Origin of the sequence: Paenibacillus taichungensis (assembly GCF_013359905.1) — a bacterium.
In the GTDB taxonomy this organism is placed as follows: Bacteria; Bacillota; Bacilli; order Paenibacillales; family Paenibacillaceae; genus Paenibacillus; species Paenibacillus taichungensis.
In genome coordinates this window covers 913,696-928,380 of record NZ_JABMCC010000118.1, presented here as the reverse complement: position 1 = coordinate 928,380, position 14,685 = coordinate 913,696, and the positions used below count along the sequence as shown (strand labels likewise).

General features: G+C 47.4%; 11 protein-coding genes. 8 read left to right on the top strand and 3 right to left on the bottom strand.

The features are described 5' to 3' along the window. The first annotated feature begins 165 nt into the window (after window positions 1-165). From glcT to HP548_RS27290, 8 genes are all read left to right on the top strand, one after another. Window positions 166-1,020, top strand: coding sequence for a glucose PTS transporter transcription antiterminator GlcT (glcT, locus tag HP548_RS27325; RefSeq protein WP_063566872.1), 855 nt, complete (start codon window positions 166-168; stop codon window positions 1,018-1,020). A gap of 288 nt (window positions 1,021-1,308) precedes the next feature. Further along, window positions 1,309-3,366, top strand: a complete 2,058-nt coding sequence (ptsG, locus tag HP548_RS27320; protein ID WP_099856815.1) for a glucose-specific PTS transporter subunit IIBC — start codon at window positions 1,309-1,311, stop codon at window positions 3,364-3,366. A gap of 77 nt (window positions 3,367-3,443) precedes the next feature. Next, complete coding sequence (locus tag HP548_RS27315; RefSeq protein ID WP_036617010.1) at window positions 3,444-3,719, top strand: HPr family phosphocarrier protein; 276 nt, start codon at window positions 3,444-3,446, stop codon at window positions 3,717-3,719. After that, a complete protein-coding gene (gene ptsP, locus HP548_RS27310; RefSeq protein ID WP_076287787.1) occupies window positions 3,712-5,424 on the top strand; it encodes a phosphoenolpyruvate--protein phosphotransferase in 1,713 nt (570 codons plus the stop codon). Before HP548_RS27315 ends, ptsP begins: the two co-directional genes overlap by 8 nt. Before the next feature lie 289 nt (window positions 5,425-5,713). Continuing rightward, a complete protein-coding gene (locus HP548_RS27305) occupies window positions 5,714-7,285 on the top strand; it encodes an AraC family transcriptional regulator (protein WP_175383379.1) in 1,572 nt (523 codons plus the stop codon). Window positions 7,286-7,429: 144 nt separating this feature from the next. Continuing rightward, on the top strand, window positions 7,430-8,593 hold the full coding sequence (locus HP548_RS27300) for an alpha/beta hydrolase family protein (RefSeq protein WP_175383378.1): 1,164 nt from the start codon (window positions 7,430-7,432) through the stop codon (window positions 8,591-8,593). Window positions 8,594-8,619: 26 nt separating this feature from the next. After that, the gene (locus tag HP548_RS27295; RefSeq protein ID WP_175383377.1) at window positions 8,620-9,600 is read left to right on the top strand and encodes an ABC transporter substrate-binding protein; all 981 of its coding nucleotides are present in this window, start codon (window positions 8,620-8,622) and stop codon (window positions 9,598-9,600) included. After that, window positions 9,600-10,379 carry a hypothetical protein gene (locus tag HP548_RS27290; protein WP_175383376.1) on the top strand — a complete coding sequence of 260 codons (780 nt, stop codon included), beginning with the start codon at window positions 9,600-9,602 and terminating at the stop codon, window positions 10,377-10,379. Before HP548_RS27295 ends, HP548_RS27290 begins: the two co-directional genes overlap by 1 nt. A 202-nt stretch (window positions 10,380-10,581) precedes the next feature. On the opposite strand, the gene gcvPB is transcribed toward HP548_RS27290, so the two are convergent. The 3 genes from gcvPB to gcvT form a co-directional block, all read right to left on the bottom strand. Then, window positions 10,582-12,018, bottom strand: coding sequence for an aminomethyl-transferring glycine dehydrogenase subunit GcvPB (gcvPB, locus tag HP548_RS27285; RefSeq protein ID WP_175383439.1), 1,437 nt, complete (start codon window positions 12,016-12,018; stop codon window positions 10,582-10,584). 143 nt (window positions 12,019-12,161) lie between these two features. Then, window positions 12,162-13,517 (bottom strand): aminomethyl-transferring glycine dehydrogenase subunit GcvPA, encoded by a 1,356-nt coding sequence (gcvPA, locus tag HP548_RS27280; RefSeq protein WP_063566880.1) that lies wholly within the window; start codon window positions 13,515-13,517, stop codon window positions 12,162-12,164. Further along, window positions 13,514-14,650: a glycine cleavage system aminomethyltransferase GcvT gene (gcvT, locus tag HP548_RS27275; protein WP_175383375.1), complete on the bottom strand. Its 1,137-nt coding sequence runs from the start codon at window positions 14,648-14,650 to the stop codon at window positions 13,514-13,516. Before gcvT ends, gcvPA begins: the two co-directional genes overlap by 4 nt. Window positions 14,651-14,685 lie beyond the last annotated feature (35 nt).

Below are 14,685 nucleotides of genomic sequence, written 5' to 3'. Positions count from 1 at the left end.
GACAACGAATTATAAAGCAGTCATGCTCTATTGACCTTAAGGCGAATTTTTGTTACTTTTTAAGCGAGACGTCCGGCGCGGTTTGCCCGCTTCCGGATGTCTTTTCTTTCTTACTAGGGTGTGACTGAATCACACCTAAGATGGTGTGAAAAAGAGGTGCAAATATTGAGTAGCCTGCAAGTAGCCAAAGCGCTAAATAATAATGTAATTATTGCACAGCATCCTGAACATGGAGAAGTTGTCGTGATTGGTAAAGGCATCGGCTTCAATCGGAAAACAAATGATATTATTCCACTGATGGCTGTGGAGAAGATGTTCATTTTGAGAAACCAACAGGAGCAGGAGCAGTATAAGCAGCTTTTACCACAAGTGGATGAAGCATTGATCGAAATTATTAACGAAGTCATTACGTATATTGCAGAACGTACGGATGTTCCTTTAAACGAACATATTCATATCGCGTTGACCGACCATATTTCTTTTGCATTAAAACGGAAAGAACAAGGGATTGTTATCCAGAATCCGTTTCTATATGAGACCCGTGAAATTTATCCTGACGAATATCGCATGGGTGAATATGCGGTTCGTTTGATTAAAGAAAAACTGGGTGTAGATCTGGGAATGGATGAAATCGGTTTTATTGCGCTTCACATCTACAGTGCCATGACCAACCAAAATATTTCCCAAGTTCGCGAGCATTCGCAATTGATAACCGATTTGGTGAGCCTGGTGTCCACCCAACTGGATTATTCTTTTGAGACCGAGTCACTGGATTATTCCCGGTTACTGACTCATCTTCGATTTGCCTTGGAGCGTGTCCGTCGGGGAGACAAAGTGGAAGAAATCCATAAATTGGATTCCTTGTTGAAGTTGGAATATCCTGAAATGTACTCGCTTGCATGGAAGCTAACGAAGGTGATGGAAAAAAGGTTGAATCTTCCTGTATACCCTGCTGAAGTAGGGTATCTAACCATTCATTTGCAGCGCTTGAATCAAAGGAAAGAAGAAGAGAGTAAGTGAAATATTTCCACTAGTGGAACTCTAATTTGAGAAATTTCGTGTAAAGGCTTGCATCGTTTTTGAAGTGGTGCTACAATGGTCTCCGTAATCAAGCAACTGAATAAACACAAACGACGTGTTACTGATTCGATCAGGCATGAGTTATCTAGAGCGTGATTGTTCTTACCTTATACCGGGTATGCTATACCCGAAGGTTGGACCAATTTGCTTTGTTAACTCGTGCCTTTTTTGTTTTCCCTTGCTTGCATCACAACATAAAAATTTAAAAGAAAGGGTGGATACGACGCAATGTTTAAAAAGCTTTTTGGTGTATTGCAAAGAGTAGGTAAAGCTCTTATGTTACCTGTAGCAATCTTGCCAGCGGCAGGTTTATTGCTAGGGATCGGTAACATGCTTGTGAATCCAGATTTTCTGCAGTATGCAACAGCGCTAGATACCCCATGGGTAAGCTCAATCGCGACGATTATGATGAATGCGGGTCAGATCGTATTTGATAATCTGGCATTGCTGTTCGCTGTCGGTGTAGCCGTCGGGCTGGCCGGAGGCGAAGGTGTCGCAGGTCTTGCGGCCATCATCGGTTACTTGGTCATGAACGTGACTCTGGGTACGGCTGTTGGTGTTACGCCAGCCATGATCGGCGAAGTACCGGGCTATGCCAGCATCTTGGGTATCCCTACATTGAGTACAGGTGTGTTCGGAGGTATTATCATTGGTATTACCGCCGCGCTATGTTACAATCGATTTTTCAAAATCGAACTGCCGTCTTACCTCGGTTTCTTTGCAGGTAAACGATTTGTCCCAATTATCACTTCAGTCGTTTCCCTCTTAATCGGGCTGCTTCTGGTGATCATCTGGCCTCCGATTCAAAATGGGCTGAATGCTGTATCTCACTTCATGGTAGATACAAGTCCGACATTGTCGGCATTCATTTTCGGAGTAGTAGAACGGTCACTTATTCCGTTCGGTCTGCATCACATTTTCTATTCACCATTCTGGTTTGAGTTCGGTGAATATGTGAACAAAGCTGGAGATGTCATTCGTGGAGACCAGCAAATCTTCTTCAATCAACTGCGAGATGGTGTGAATCTCACAGCGGGAACGTTCCAAGTTGGTAAATTCCCGTTCATGATGTTCGGTTTGCCAGCTGCGGCGCTTGCGATGTACCATGAAGCAAGACCGGAGCACAAAAAGTATGTTGCAGGGATCATGGGTTCAGCTGCGCTGACTTCGTTCCTCACAGGGATTACAGAACCGCTTGAGTTCTCATTCCTGTTTGTAGCGCCAATCCTGTTTGCAGTACACTGTATCTTTGCTGGTTTGTCTTTCATGACGATGCAAATTCTTGGAGTCAAAATCGGGATGACATTCTCCGGTGGATTCATTGACTTCCTGATCTTCGGGATTATCCCGAACCGCACGCCTTGGTGGGATGTTATCATCGTAGGTTTGATTCTTGCAGTGATCTACTATTTCGGGTTCCGATTGATCATTCGCAAATTCAACCTCAAAACACCAGGTCGTGAAGAGGCAACCCCTGAAACAGCTTCGGGTGGTGCAGGCTCAGGTTCAACGGATGATCTGCCTCACAATATTCTTGCTGCCTTCGGCGGACAAGAAAATATCAAACATCTGGATGCCTGCATTACTCGTTTGCGAATTGAAGTAAATGAGAAATCCAGTGTAAATAAAGATCGTTTGAAACAATTGGGTGCATCTGGCGTACTTGAAGTGGGTAATAATGTACAAGCCATCTTCGGTACACGTTCAGATACGATTAAATCTCAAATGCAGGATATCATTGCAGGACGGACACCGGCACCAGCTCCAGCAGCTGTGGCTAAGCCAGCTCCTGAACAGGAAAAGGCGCAAGGTGAAGAAGGTGAACGTATTATTGCGGAAGACATCGTTATGCCAGTTAACGGCGAATTGATGGATATCACAAACGTTCCTGATCCGGTCTTTGCTGAGAAAATGACAGGCGATGGATTTGCTGTTCTACCTCATGATGGCAAGATTACTTCTCCTGTATATGGTAAGGTGTTTAACGTATTTCCAAGCAAACATGCCGTGGGCATTATGTCTGACGGAGGCAAGGAAGTACTTGTTCATATAGGTGTCAACACGGTGAAGCTGAAAGGTCAGGGCTTTAACGTGCTTGTGCAGGAAGGCGACCTAGTATCGGCAGGACAGCCGATTATGGAAGTGGATTTGGAGTATGTGAAAGCTAACGCTCCGTCAATTATCTCTCCGGTCATTTTCACCAACCTGCCAGAAGGCTCGACAGTGACGCTTACGAAAAGTGGGTTACTGAAAATTGGCGATCAGCCGATTATTGAGATAAAATAAGAAGTGTTACGACGATGGCAAGCAAGTGTAAATATATGCAATGCCTAAACTAAATTATTGAAAGTGAGATGATTGTAATGCAACAAACATTCAGAATTACAGACGAAGATGGTATCCACGCACGTCCGGCGACAGCCCTGGTTAATACAGCAAACAAATTCAAAGGTGCAGAATCCTTTGCAGAAGCTAACGGTAAAAAAGTAACTTTGAAATCCATCCTGGGTGTGCTTTCCCTGGGTCTGGAACAAGGCGACACCATCAGCATTATCGTTGAAGGCGAAGGAGAAGCTGAAGCTCTTCAAGCTCTGACAGACGTTATGGTTAACGAAGGGCTGGGCGAAATTAATGCTTAATGTCTCTGGGATCGCGGCTTCGGCGGGTATTGCTATCGCCAAGGCGTTTATCTTGGAGCATCCCAACTACTCTGTAGAAAAACGCGAAATCAACGACGTTGACGCAGAGATCGCGAAACTCGACTCAGCTCTGGGCAAGTCCCAGGCTGAGCTTGAGGCGATCAAAGAGCGTACTTTACAAGAGCTTGGCGAGAAAAAAGCTGAGATTTTTGCTTCGCATTTGCTCATTCTAAATGACCCGGAACTGATTGATCCGGTTAAAGCGAAAATTGCAGATGATAAGATTAATGCGGAATTCGCATTGAACGAAACAGCAACGCAATTTATCGAAATGTTCGAAAACATGAAGAGTGCTTACCTGCAGGAACGTGCTGCGGATATGCGTGATGTAACCAAACGTGTGCTAAATCACTTGCTTGGTATCGAATTCATGAGTCCGGCTGAGATCAGTGAAGAAGTGATCGTGCTTGCGGAGGATCTTACGCCATCCGACACGGCTCAACTGAACCGTCAATATGTTAAAGGTTTCGCAACCAATATTGGTGGACGTACTTCTCACTCTGCGATCATGGCTCGTTCGCTTGAAATCCCGGCTGTCGTTGGAACCAAGGACATTCTGGCTCAAGCGAAACAAGGCGACATGATTATCGTTGACGGCTTGGACGGTCATGTGCTGGTTAATCCAACGGATGATGTTATTGCTGAGTATCGTTCCAAACAGGAGCAATACGATGCACAACGTGCGGAGTGGAGAAAACTGCGTGATGAGCCAACGGTAACGGTGGACAACGTTCATGTGGAACTGGCAGCCAACATTGGTACACCGAATGATGTAACGGGTGTTCTGGAAAACGGCGGTGAGGCTGTAGGCCTGTACCGTACCGAGTTCCTTTACATGGGCAGAGACAAGCTTCCTTCCGAAGACATTCAGTATAATGCTTACAAAGCGGTACTGGAAAAAATGGAAGGTAAACCTGTCGTTGTTCGTACACTCGACATCGGTGGAGACAAAGAGCTTCCATACCTGGATCTGCCAAAAGAAATGAATCCATTCCTCGGTTTCCGCGCAGTTCGTCTGTGTCTGGACCGTCTGGACATTTTCCGTACTCAATTGCGTGCATTGTTGCGTGCAAGCGTACATGGTAACCTGCGTGTCATGTTCCCAATGATCGCAACACTTGGTGAATTCCGTGAAGCGAAAGCTGTCTTGCTCGAAGAGAAAGAGAAGCTGGTTGCTGAAGGTATTGCTGTTTCTGACAGCATTCAACTCGGAATCATGGTCGAAATTCCTTCGACTGCAGTTCTAGCGGATCAATTTGCCAAAGAAGTGGATTTCTTCAGTATCGGAACGAACGATCTGATTCAATACACGATGGCTGCTGACCGTATGAACGAACGAGTGGCATATCTTTACCAACCTTACAACCCAGCCATTTTGCGTTTGGTTAAAATGGTTATCGATGCAGCGCATCGTGAAGGCAAATGGGTTGGCATGTGTGGTGAGATGGCCGGAGACGAAACAGCAATTCCATTGCTGCTCGGTCTCGGACTGGATGAGTTCAGCATGAGCGCAACATCTATTCTGCCAGCTCGCAGTCAGATCACCAAGCTGTCCCGTGCAGATATGCAAGAACTTGCTGCCAAAGCACTCGATATGCAAACGGCTGAACAAGTCGTTGAATTGGTTCAAAGCATTCAAGCGTAATGTAATTTTACGGGGTTTCCACCCGATTTTAAGGGTTTCTTTTTCCGATAAAAAAGCTGCAGTCGTGCAGCGTTTTGCCGGTATCTGTTGTTACAGCAGATACCGGCTTTTTTTGTTTTGAGCATTTGCATAATCCAAAGAGCGTCTTTCAATCAGCAAGATAGAGAGCGTAAGGCTATTATTCGTCTTTTACATTTTTCGTTTGTATCTTGGTTGAAAATCATTATCATTAAGGTATTCGAACAATTCAATCAATGGACATCATGTTGAGGGAGAAAGTAGGGTTACCATGAAGGTCAATGAAAAAAAGGCAGGCAAGATGCTTAAATATAGCAGTATCGATTCGTTTGAAGTGTCCTGGAATGGAGAAATGGTTCATGCTGCGACAGCGGAACACTTCGCTATTCTTTGTACAAGTGGCTCAGGAACTTTAGTATCGAACGAACACATATCCCGATTGAACGAAGGGGAAGTCTATTTGCTGGCTCCTGGACAGAGGTTCAAGCTGGCGGCAGATGAGCAGGCGTTAAAAGGCTGTATGGTCCGTTTCGAAGTATACGAATATGGCGGAGAACAGCAGATGATCGCTACCCATGCTTTCATGGAGGGTTTGTTTTGGTGCAAAGACCCGCAACAACTCGCGCTCTCTTGTGATCGATTGCTTCAACTGGACGTCGCTGGTGACGAGGAACACTTCAATAGACAGGCAGCATTATACGGTCTGATGACTTTACTTGTTGAAGCGGAGGCCAAGCCGGAAAGCGTTGAGTCTACCGCTTCTGCGATTGCCCGTGTTGCTGATTATATGAATGAACATCTGGATCATGATTTAAAACGAGATGAATTGGCCAAGCTTGCAGGCCTGAGTCCAGGGTATTTTTCATGGGCATTTCAACAATATACAGGAAAGACTCCAACGGCCTATCTGGTGGAGGTCAGAATGAAACGGGCCAAGGAGCTCCTTTTGTCAGGCGACGGTGTAAAAGAGACCGCGGTTCGAGTGGGCTATGAAGATGAATTTTATTTTAGCCGCAGATTCAAACAGAAGATGGGGCTTTCGCCTAACGCGTTTGTCAAAAGCCGCAGATATAGTATCGCAAGTGTCTCTGATCCAATCTCGGGCAGTTTACTGGCACTTGGGCTGCTTCCGAAAGCTGCTGCCTTTTATCCAAATCATGAATTATACAACCGAATGACCCGCCTACACTCTTATGAGCTGGGGGAAGGGCAGATCTGGCAAGAAAATGTGGATCAATTGCGTGCGTCGGAGCCGGAGCTTATTTTCTGCACTGACATTCTGGCCGAGCGGGCGCGAAAAGAGCTGGAACAGATTGCGCCGACAGTTGCCATCCCTTGGTTATCCGCAGACTGGCGCGAGCAGCTTCGAATGATTGCAGAAGTCATGGAGCATCGGGCGGAGGCGGAGACGTGGCTGTCTGAATACGATGGCAAGGCGGAAGCTGTCTACCGCAAAGTAAGACGTAACATCGGTGGAGCTACCGTCAACATATGGCGTATCACGGATTCGGAATATCGGATATATGGCAAACGCAATGCTGGCGCGGTCCTTTATGATGATTTTAGATTGGCAGCTACGCATCGTCTCGATGACATCAATGTTTTTGAAGCGGTGACTAAAGAAGCTCTGGAAAAATACGACGCAGATATGCTGATTATCATGGTAGATTCCACACAGCAGGCGGCCCGGGAATGGAAGGCGCTTCAGGCCAGCGCACAGTGGAATCGTTTGACAGCAGTTCGGCATGGACATGTGTACGAGGTGGGGACAGAAAAATTGTTTGAGTATTCAGCATGGTCGCATGATCGGGCGCTGTCCTATTTTATGCGGTTATTTGGCTGACTAAAGTCCAGTTCACTCCGTTTAAATATCCATGTTTAGCGGAAGCAATGAATGATATGATACGTATTGAGAAAGAAAATCATTATCAGTGTAAAGAAGAGGTGATATTCCATTTCTGGAAAGCCGCCTTGGAATCTGGAGCAATTGTTTGAAGTACCTCGATTATACCCGGTTTCAGAAGATCAACATACCGGCGTACATGCCTGCTTCTATGAGGGTGTGTCATATAAAGGTCGGGCTACTCGCATATTTGCCTACTACGGCATTCCGCGTCCGGTCTCTCCTTACGAGGTAGTTCCCGCGGTGATTCTGGTTCACGGTGGTGCGGGAACAGCTTTTAGCAGTTGGGTGAAAGAATGGATGGCACGAGGGTATGCTGCGATAGCCGTGGATCTGGAAGGGCATGTTCCATTCGGGGATGAGGAGCACACCGAACGGATGGAATGGCCTTCACATTCATGGAGTGGCCCCGAGAAACAGGGTGTATTTGCAGATTACGAACAGCCTGTTGAAGATCAATTCATGTATCATGCCGTAGCCGCTGTAATATTGGCTCATTCATTGCTCCGCTCTTTTCAGGGTGTAGACAAGCAGTGTATAGGTATAACAGGAATTTCATGGGGAGGCATCATCACAAGTTTGGTTGCGGGGTTAGACACCAGGCTTTCTTTTGCCATGCCCGTTTATGGCTGTGGGTATCTGCATGAACCGGGTTCCTATTATGGGCTTAGCTTTGCATCGATGCCGGAGGCAGAGGCAGAACGTATTCGTCTATTGTGGGATCCATCCACTTATCTGTCTGAAAGCCGCTTGCCGATGTTATGGCTTAACGGTAGTAATGATACCCATTTTCCGTTGAGCATATTTAATAAGTCTTATGAACAGCATCTGGAGTGCCATCCTAACAACAGCAGACTAAGCCTTCACCCGGGTCTCGGGCATTCTTATAAGGAGGCATGGGCATGCGAGGAGGTCTTCGCTTTTGCGGACAGCATCGTTAAAGTGAAACCTGCGCTTATTGAAATATGTGAGGAGAAGCACGAGGACGGTTGGTTTGTCGTTCGGTATGATTCATGCCTTCCTGTCCTAGAAGCCAATCTTTATTGGTGCGTGGATGATCATAATTGGAGAACCGCAAGATGGGAGTCTATTCCCGCTTCGTTGGATAGGGCGAACTGCAAGGCGTTCATACGTCTTCCCCAGCATGGGAGTTTGTTTTTTATGAATCTAAGAAATGAAAAGGGCTGGATTACAAGCACACGTGTAATGAAAAATGAGAGAATCGCAGAAAACAAAATAAAAGAATAACGAATGACTAAGGGGATTTGTAGAACATGAAACAACGAAATCAACGCTATTTCACTTTAACAGCAGTTTTGCTTGCGGTGTTATTATTAATTGTGGCCTGTTGCAACAAAGAGAAGTCAGGTTCGTCTGAGGCAGAACCGACGAAACAGGAACAAGCGGCATCGGATGAGTCCCAAGATGCCACATTTACATTTAAGGATACAAATGGTGAGCAGACATTACCGCAAAAGCCAGAAAACATTGCTTCTACAGTGACATATTTGACGGATCACCTGATTGCACTTGGCATGACACCAAAAGCTACGGTGAAATCACAGAACGAAGATTTTCCGTTATATTTGAAGCCTTTCTTGAATGATGTGGCTATCATCGGTGATCAAGGTAAGGTCAGTGCAGAGAAAATGCTCTCTCTTGGACCAGATCTGATTGTGACAGATACGAACAGCAAAGAGCAATTCGAGAATTATGCCAAAATTGCTCCAACGGCCATGCTTGAGAATGGATATGTGGCACCAGATTGGCAGACGGCATTTCGAGCTACCGCGGCGGCCTTTGGTCTGAACGAAAAGGCAGAAGAAGTGATAAATACCTATGAAACGCATAAAGCTGAGGCGATCCAGAAGGTTCACGCCAAAGCAGAGGGTAAGACACTGATGGTATTGCGGATAAGAAATGATATTCGGTATTACGGAGACATGGACTACAAGTGGCTTTATGATGATTTCGGTTTCTCCAGACCGGCTGTTTTCCCAGTGACAAGCGCTGAAAGTCGCTATGAAGTGTTGTCTAATGAAAAGCTGCCAGAAATCGATCCGGATTATATTATCCTTATTAATGATAATGAAGAAATCTATAACAATCTGCAGAGCTTGGGGATTTGGAAAAACATGAAGGCTGTTAAAAATAATCAGGTATTCCAGGTGGCTTCAGATTCGTGGTTTGGCGGGTATGGACCCAATGCGGCTACTTCCATGCTGGATGACCTGAATCGTTTGTTCGGCGAATGATGAATGACCGGATTTGTGAGGAACTGGGCAAGCACTTTAATCTTGTACAGGAACTGAATGGTGTACCCGTGGTATCGCTATGTGGAGAATCTATTGTTGATCCGGAGGCAATGAGAAGCTTTTTGTCCGCCTATCAACAGTTAATCGAGGGACAGGATCTAGCGGTTGCCGCAGCCTACTTCACCAGTTGGTTCGGTGATGTGGCAGCTGCGCTGCAATATACCTTATCCGTCCATGATGCAGCTCCGAATTTCTCGCTAGCCAATCTGAGTATACATTTGATGAAGGAAACCGGATATACACGAATTGCTTTTCAACTTGAGAAAATGAATGTCATTCTCGCTCCGAAGGATTCGGAGGAAAGAACGGTCTGGCTTGAAGCAGAATTAAGACGTTTTTACAGTCAGACTGCACGTCCCCTTATGGAGTGTTTGTCCAAAGCTTCCGGGTTGCATGTAAGTATGTTGTGGGGGCAGTTGCCAACGGCTCTGCAAAACTACAGGGAGAATATCCATAATACGTATCAAGACGAGGAGGCTCTCTTGCGTCAGTTTGCCGCTGATGAACAGGTGGTGCAAAATGGTCTGGAAGCTGATGTATTTGGTCTGGTCAAGAATCCGCTTCGCGTAAGGGTGCGGATGATTGATCATCCGCTGGAGCCTTCGAAGAGACTTGCGATCAAAAATGTCTGTTGCCTGCAATATTTACGACAAGGCCGCTCCTATTGTTACACCTGTCCGCGATTGGGCAAGAAGGAACGGGCCAATTGGAAGCCCTAAACCGGGAAGATAAAATAAAGCTGACAGGTTAATAAACAATAAGAAAAACAGCCGCGCAGAAAGCAAAATGCGGCTGTTTTTGGCATTTATTACTGATTATCAACGACAGAATATTGTAATGATCGTATCATGCCAGTCCTGGGATCATAACATAGTTCGGATGTCGTTGCAGGTATCAAATGCAAGTTTATTAGGTTAGCTTTTAACTGCAAGCACAGTTCAATACAGGTTTACGGGCAGCTGTTGTTTCATCCAGACGGGTAACCGGTGTGCCATAAGGGGCATTGAGTACTAATTCAGGTGTCTCTTCTGCTTCCTTGGCAATGCGAATCATCGTATCGATGAACCCATCAAGTGTTTCTTTACTCTCGGTTTCCGTTGGCTCGATCATGATGCACTCCTCAACGTTCAGTGGGAAGTACACAGTTGGCGGGTGATACCCAAAATCAAGCAATCGTTTGGCAACATCCAGTGTACGTACACCATACTGCTTCAACCCCCGACCAGACATAACGAATTCATGTTTACAAACGCCTGGATACGGAATCTCGTAGTAAGGTGCGAGACGAGCCATCATGTAGTTGGCGTTGAGCACCGCACATTCGGATACCCGTCGTAAGCCTTCAGGTCCATAAGTACGAATGTAGGCATAGGCGCGGACCAGAATACCGAAGTTACCATAGTAAGCTTTGACCCGGCCAATGGATTGATCACCTTCGCGATCCAACGCATATATGCCCTCATCATTCTTGATGACCATCGGTTTTGGCAGAAATGGAATCAAGCGGCTCTTCACGCCAACCGGGCCGGCACCAGGTCCACCTCCGCCGTGCGGAGTACTCATCGTTTTATGCAAATTCAGATGCACCACGTCAAAGCCCATATCGCCAGGTCGGGTGATGCCCATAATGGCATTGGAGTTGGCTCCATCGTAGTACAGCAGGCCACCTGCCTGGTGCACAATGGTGGCAATTTCCTGAATGTCTTTTTCAAAGAGTCCGAGTGTGTTCGGGTTGGTCAGCATGAGCGCTGCGGTGTCCGAGCCAACAGCTGCGCGAAGTGCGTCCAGATCCACCAGCCCGTCTGCGCGGGAAGGGATCGTTACCGTTTCGAAACCTGCTACGGTTGCACTTGCTGGGTTGGTCCCGTGAGAAGAGTCCGGTACGATAACTTTTGTGCGCTGTTCACCACGACCTTCGTGGTAGGCACGGATCATCATGAGCCCGGTCCATTCGCCATGTGCACCAGCGGCCGGTTGCAGCGTAACGGCATCCATACCGGTTAGTCCGGCAAGATCATTTTGCAACGTGTAGAGCAGCTCAAGTGCACCTTGAATGCTGGATTCATGCTGATAGGGATGAATTTTGGCGAATCCGTTGTAACGGGCCACATCCTCATTAATCTTCGGATTATATTTCATCGTACAAGAGCCCAGCGGATAGAATCCGTTATCTACCCCGAAATTACGACGAGACAGGGCAGTGTAATGGCGAATGACGTCAACTTCAAAAACCTCAGGCAATGCTGCTGCTTCCGACCGAAGCATTTCCCGGGGAATCAGGGAATCCACAGCTTGACGGGGAACGTCGCATTCAGGCAAGGAATAAGCGACCCGACCCGGACTGCTGAGTTCAAAAATTAACGATTGCTCCGGTGCTGGAGAGGCAGCTCGATCAGTAACTGTTGTGTTAGTTTCAGGTTGGCCCGAAGTGGAGATAGAGGTTACCGTTTCCGATTGTCCTTGTGCTGATGTCGTCGTTGTCTTTGTTGTCGTTTCCTGAGTCACAGCGATCCCTCCAATACACGTGCGAATTCGTCGATCTCTTCCTTGCTGCGTCGTTCAGTAACCGCAATCAGCATATGTCCAGCGAGCTCAGGATAATCACGGCCAAGTTCATAGCCGCCAATGAAACCTGCATCGAGCAATTTCAGTTGCAGTGGTTCCACATTTGTTCCTTCAGGCAGTTGAATAACAAACTCATTGAACGTAGGAGCGGTAAACGTAAGAGAGACGCCTGGAATTGCGGTAAACGTGTTAAGGGCATAATGGCTCTTTTGCAAATTCAAATCAGCGACGTCGATCATGCCTTGTTTACCCATAATGGACATATATACAGAGGCGCTCAGCGCGAGTAACGCCTGGTTGGAACAGATGTTGGACGTCGCCTTTTCCCGGCGAATATGCTGTTCCCGTGCTTGCAGCGTGAGTACAAAACCACGCTTGCCGTTGCGGTCCGTTGTCTGGCCTACAATGCGGCCAGGAATCCGGCGCATATGAGCCTGGGATACCGCGAAATATCCGCATGTTGGGCCGCCGAGTGAAGCGGCGATGCCAAGGGGCTGCGCGTCGCCAACGACGATGTCAGCACCCAGCTTGCCTGGGGCTTCCAGCAGACCCAGCGATAGCGGGTTGGCGCTGACCACGAGCAGGCTCTTGTGCGCATGCGCAAGATCTGCGGCCTGTTTTACATTTTCCACGGCGCCGAAGAAGTTCGGGCTCTGGATCATGACAGCTGCGGTGTCATCGGACACGGCGGCTTGCAGGGCATCCCAGTCTGTTACACCATTTTGATATCCAATTTCAACAATCTCCAGATTGAGGCCGTGAGCATAAGCTTGCAATACCTGACGGGATTCAGGGTGCACGGTGCGTGACACAATCAGTTGTTTGCGGCGGGTTGCCGCTGCGGCCAGATTGCCTGCTTCCGCAAATGCAGTCGCACCATCGTACATACTGGCATTGGCTACAGCCATACCTGTCAACTCACAGATATAGGATTGAAACTCGAAAATCGCCTGCAATTCTCCTTGGCTGATCTCGGGTTGATAAGGTGTATAGGCGGTATAGAACTCGGAACGGGAGATGACATGATTAATGACGGAAGGTACGTGGTGATCATAAATACCTGCACCCAGGAAACTGGCGTGTGTCTCGAAGTTGGCATTCGCTGCCGCTTGCTTCGACATATGACGTGTCAGTGCATATTCATCAAGTTTGGAGGAAACAGGCAGTTCACCCTGATAGCGAATCTCCTGTGGAATGTCATGGAACAGATCTTCAATCGTTTCCACGCCGATGGTTGCCAACATGGCACTCTGATCCTGCTCGGTCATGGGAATGTAGCGATGCTTGCTCATGCTTGATCAGCTCCTTGAGTAGGTGTCTTTGGCGCACGTGTCCGTTTATGAAAAGGGGTCTTCACGACCTCGGCTTTTAGTTTCTTGCCACGAATCTCAATCTCCAGCGGGGTACCCAGTGCAGCATATTTGCTGTCGATCAAGGCCAGCCCCAGATTACGTTTCAACGTAGGCGACTGAGTCCCTGTGGTCACTTCACCAATCTGCACACCTTCGGCGTAAATGGGATAATGAGGGCGAGGAATGCCGCGCTCCAGTACTTCGATCCCGACCAGCTTGCGGGCAGGTCCATCATTTTTTTGCTGCAACAAGGCTTCATGTCCGATAAACGGTCCTGCATTTAACTTCACAAACATGCCGACGCCAGCCTCCAGCGGTGAGATAGTTGCAGACAATTCCTGTCCATACAGGGGCAGCTTGGCTTCAAAGCGCAGCGTATCCCGAGCACCCAGTCCTGTCGGAACAAGTCCGTGAGCTTCTCCGGCTTGCATCAATCCGTTCCAGACCGCAGCGGCTTGTTCCGCAGGAACGTAGAGCTCAAAGCCATCTTCACCCGTATATCCGGTACGGGATAACAGCAATGTAACGCCGCATACCTTCGCATTTGCCACAAAGCGGAAAGGCTCAATCGAAGACACATCCGTGTCTGTCACCGTTCTGAGAATATCTACTGCCAGCGGACCTTGCAGAGCAAGCAGCGCTGTTTGATCCGAATCATTGGTCATCGTTACGCCAGGCATCATGTGCTGTTGCAGCCATGCCCAGTCCTTATCGATGTTGGAGGCGTTAACCACCAGCATATAATGCTGGTCTTTCAGTTTATAAATCAGCAGATCATCGACCACGCCACCATCCGGATAACACATTAACGTATATTGGGCCTGACCGGTAACGAGTGTTGTTACATCATTAGTGGTCATGTGCTGTAAAAAAGCTTCTGCATGTTCACCTTGTACGGTGAATTCGCCCATGTGGGATACATCAAATAATCCAGCACGTTCTCGCACCGCTTCATGCTCTTTCTGAATTCCGCTGAATTGTACCGGTAGCTCCCAGCCACCAAAATCAATGCATCGTACGCCTTCATATTGCTGATAGAGTGGAAAGAGTGGGGTTCTAAGCAAATCGGACATCCAATCACCTCGTCATGGGCCGTTAACCGGCCGAG

Bases quoted from the DNA above. Each gene is read 5' to 3' on its own strand.
- ptsG (WP_099856815.1), top strand. From the start codon at position 1,309: ATGTTTAAAAAGCTTTTTGGTGTATTGCAAAGAGTAGGTAAAGCTCTT.
- HP548_RS27315 (WP_036617010.1), top strand. From the start codon at position 3,444: ATGCAACAAACATTCAGAATTACAGACGAAGATGGTATCCACGCACGT.
- ptsP (WP_076287787.1), top strand. From the start codon at position 3,712: ATGCTTAATGTCTCTGGGATCGCGGCTTCGGCGGGTATTGCTATCGCC.
- HP548_RS27305 (WP_175383379.1), top strand. From the start codon at position 5,714: ATGAAGGTCAATGAAAAAAAGGCAGGCAAGATGCTTAAATATAGCAGT.
- HP548_RS27295 (WP_175383377.1), top strand. From the start codon at position 8,620: ATGAAACAACGAAATCAACGCTATTTCACTTTAACAGCAGTTTTGCTT.
- HP548_RS27290 (WP_175383376.1), top strand. From the start codon at position 9,600: ATGAATGACCGGATTTGTGAGGAACTGGGCAAGCACTTTAATCTTGTA.
- gcvPA (WP_063566880.1), bottom strand. From the start codon at position 13,517: ATGAGCAAGCATCGCTACATTCCCATGACCGAGCAGGATCAGAGTGCC.
- gcvT (WP_175383375.1), bottom strand. From the start codon at position 14,650: ATGTCCGATTTGCTTAGAACCCCACTCTTTCCACTCTATCAGCAATAT.